At 42.0% G+C, this 3273-nt stretch carries 3 protein-coding genes; 2 read left to right on the forward strand and 1 reads right to left on the reverse strand.

Annotated features, from left to right (window positions below):
* Positions 1 to 81: 81 nt before the first annotated feature.
* Positions 82 to 1173, forward strand: a complete 1092-nt coding sequence (locus B9J87_RS03790) for a DUF3541 domain-containing protein (RefSeq protein WP_094149392.1) — start codon at positions 82 to 84, stop codon at positions 1171 to 1173.
* A gap of 11 nt (positions 1174 to 1184) precedes the next feature.
* Here the strand turns inward: B9J87_RS03790 and B9J87_RS03795 are convergent, their stop codons facing one another.
* Positions 1185 to 2111 carry a DMT family transporter gene (locus B9J87_RS03795; protein ID WP_017045989.1) on the reverse strand — a complete coding sequence of 309 codons (927 nt, stop codon included), beginning with the start codon at positions 2109 to 2111 and terminating at the stop codon, positions 1185 to 1187.
* Between the two features lie 90 nt (positions 2112 to 2201).
* On the opposite strand from B9J87_RS03795, the gene B9J87_RS03800 reads away from it, so the two are divergent.
* Entirely contained in the window at positions 2202 to 3110 is a 909-nt protein-coding gene (locus B9J87_RS03800; protein ID WP_094149394.1) for a LysR substrate-binding domain-containing protein, read from the forward strand.
* The last annotated feature ends 163 nt before the right edge of the window (positions 3111 to 3273 follow it).

The raw sequence follows: 3273 nt of genomic DNA on the forward strand, positions 1-3273 counted from the left end.
CACTTGACACATCACCAACAATAATAAATCCATTAAATGCTAATGTTATTATGAATATTAGCTTAGAGGTGTGTTTTCATCATGTTATTAAAAAAGAGTGGCCTATTTCTGGGATTAGCTATTGCATTGTGGTTGCCTGCCTCTGGCTATGCAGAGCCGGCGCCAACAACGAATAACACTTTTTCTGAATCTGCGGAGCTTATTCGTCAAACCTATGAAGAGCAACTTTTCACATTGCCGGCATTCAAAGAGGGGCACTATGGGTTACGGATGTATCGCCAAACTCTAGACCCTAAATATTCAGCAGCGGTGTGGAGTGATCTTGCTCGCGTAGCAAGCCGACTTAATCAATTTTCCGCAGAAGTTTCAACTGCTGAACAGGTTTTTCTCTACTCTGAGCAACGTTTGGCTGGATACCTCGATGACGAAGATGAACGCAGCCAATTACGCTATATCGCCACTAAACATATGCCAGAATACCTCTACTTAGGCGTCGACCTATTAGGCTCTATGGCCCGTGCCAACGAATATGGTTTGAAACATAAAGAAGATCAGCTTTTGCGCCAAGTGATCCGCCGTTATGATTTTACTAAGTACGCCACTGATGAAGAAATGATTAAAGCGTGGGCCGCACAACTTGCTAACCAAGTCTATTGGTTACGCCAGTTAGGTGAACAAGATGTCGTACAACCATTCATTGATAGCTTTAGGAAAACATACCCAGATTCTGCTGATAAAGCACTCTCCACGCAACAATATGGCAATAAGCTGTATGGCATGACACACATTATTTTTGCCGATTCGGAATACTATCAAAATCCCATTAAAGAGCAGCAGCATCAATGGATCTTCGACTACTTTCGCAATAATATCGATACCATTTTGCTAAGAGCGAAGGAAGATGTGGTTGCTGAAGTTGGGATCACTTTTCTACTCGCAGGTTTAGAAAAGGATCCTGTTGTAGAAAAAACTCGTCTCGCAATTCAACAAGCGATTGATAAAAAGAAAGGGATGATCCCCTCTACCTCAGGTGTGTTTGACCTTGCCGACGGAGAGCACCGCAATGTACTTGCCATTATGTTACTTGATTGGCAGAAAACCAACCAAGCGCCCACAGTGAAAAATAATCCTAAGGTATTTTCTAGCCTGCCTTATGGGCTCATCAGACAGTAGCAATAAGCGGGTTAAGCTGATTTAAGCTGGTTTGACGATACTGAGGATTTAAATAGCTTCGGGATAAGAATTCCGGTAAAAGTTGCCATCACAATCAAGCCCAATCCTACCATTTGTGTTGGCAAGTACTGCACATTAAAAAACAACTGTTGCCATAAAGCGGTAAAAAGCAAATTGGTAAAAATTAACGGAGCGAGCTGCGAGCCAGAGTGTGCCAGACGGTAGGCTTTGGCTCGAAAAATTTGAGTGTTGATGACTAATATAGAGACTCCGCTCAAGGCAATAACCACAGCTAACTGCTGCAAGCTGCCCCAGGTTTGTTGAAGTACATTCGCGTCCGAGGTAGGAAGAAATAACAAAGGTAGTAATAAGATTGATGCACACACAAACGTCCAAGCATTGATATCAATAGATCGCATATCACTTTTCGTCGCTCGATATAAGCTTAACTGCGATCCCGCATTCAGCGCTCCCGCAAGTAAACCGACCAATAACTCCATCCGTAAATGGATGCCCGAAACATCGCCAGCCAGCAGTAACACCCCGATAAATGTAATGGCCAAGCTCACAACCGTGCCTGCTTTCATCACCACACCAAATATTAATTTTTCTAACAAAGGAATAAACAGTGGACCAGTGCTAAACAATACAACACTTTCCACCAAAGAAAGATGCTGAAGTGAGTAAATAAAACAGAGCTGACAGCCTGCAATGCATACTGAGCGAACCCACAGAGCCCGTTTCATACCTTTGGGAGGAAAACGGAAATGAGTTAAGCTCATTACTCCCAACAATATGAGCGCGGGGAGTAAAAATCGGAGAAAACTGAGACTTTGTAACGGTATCTCATGTGCAAGAAACTTAGACAGTAGCCCTGTCAATGACAAGCTAAATGTGGAGGACAACATAAATAATGGAGCCAAAATTCGTGGGTTCATACAACTCTCCTCTAGTACAGCCATCATAGAACAATGACGAAAGGAAAAATAACGAGTAATATTAACCAAACCTGTAAGAGAAACTTACCAATGCGAAAACTACCTCCGCTCAAGTCACTCTACTCATTTATTGCCGTAGCAGAAACAGGCAGCATGACGGATGCAGCAAAGCACCTTAATGTTAGTCATTCAGCCGTCAGTCAATCAATAAAAGCATTAGAGAACCAGCTAAACCAGCCGCTATTCAATCGCGTTGGACGTCACGTCGTACTCAATAATGCTGGTCAAAAATACTATCGGAGAATTGCGCCTGCTTTGGAGCAAATCGTTGAAGCAACTGAAGTGCTTATGAGAGATGAGCGCCATAACCGACTGACACTCAACATGGTCAACTCATTAGCGCTGCACTGGTGGATACCACGAGTTAACCGCTTTCAAGAGCATGCGCCACATATAGACGTGAGAATATCGAGTTTAACAAGCACTTTTTCTCTAACATCAGAGAACGTTGATATCGCGATTGTTCATGGTAAACAAGATGAGTGGCAAGACTACTATTGTGAGAAACTTGCCGAAGATGAATTGGTGCTGGTATGCAGCCCTGAACTCATAAAACCTGACCTCATAAAGCAAGGTGATAAGCAGACGCTTTCATCCATACTTAAATGCCACCCAGCGATTATCGCTGTGAACGAGCGCCGCAAAAAAGACTGGCAAATTTGGTGCGATGCTTATCAACTTAGCATGCCAGAAAGTCGCAAAAACCTATCATTTGTCTCTTCAGCACAAGCCGTACAAGCAACTATCCGCCAATTAGGTATTTTCGTTACCCATCGCCTCTTTGTAAAAGATGACATCAAGTTAGGCCTACTACAAGAACTCGGTTCCGCAGTGACTAATCCCTATCAAGACTACTACTTCGTTTGTGCCAAAGAGCAACTGAAACAAGAGAGTATCTTAGTGTTAAGAAGTTGGATCAAAAAAGAATTTGCGATGTAACTAAATTTGTAATGTAACTACAGGACGGCTTAGATTTTTTTGCTATATCCACATTTGCTTATATTCATTTTTTTATAAAAAAATAATGGCTTAAATAATGGCTTATTTGAACAACGTTAAAATAATCGACAAAACATGCTGATAATACAATAAGTTATAAGAG

The organism is Vibrio sp. V19_P1S1T109, assembly GCF_002241375.1.
In the GTDB taxonomy this organism is placed as follows: domain Bacteria; phylum Pseudomonadota; class Gammaproteobacteria; order Enterobacterales; family Vibrionaceae; genus Vibrio; species Vibrio anguillarum.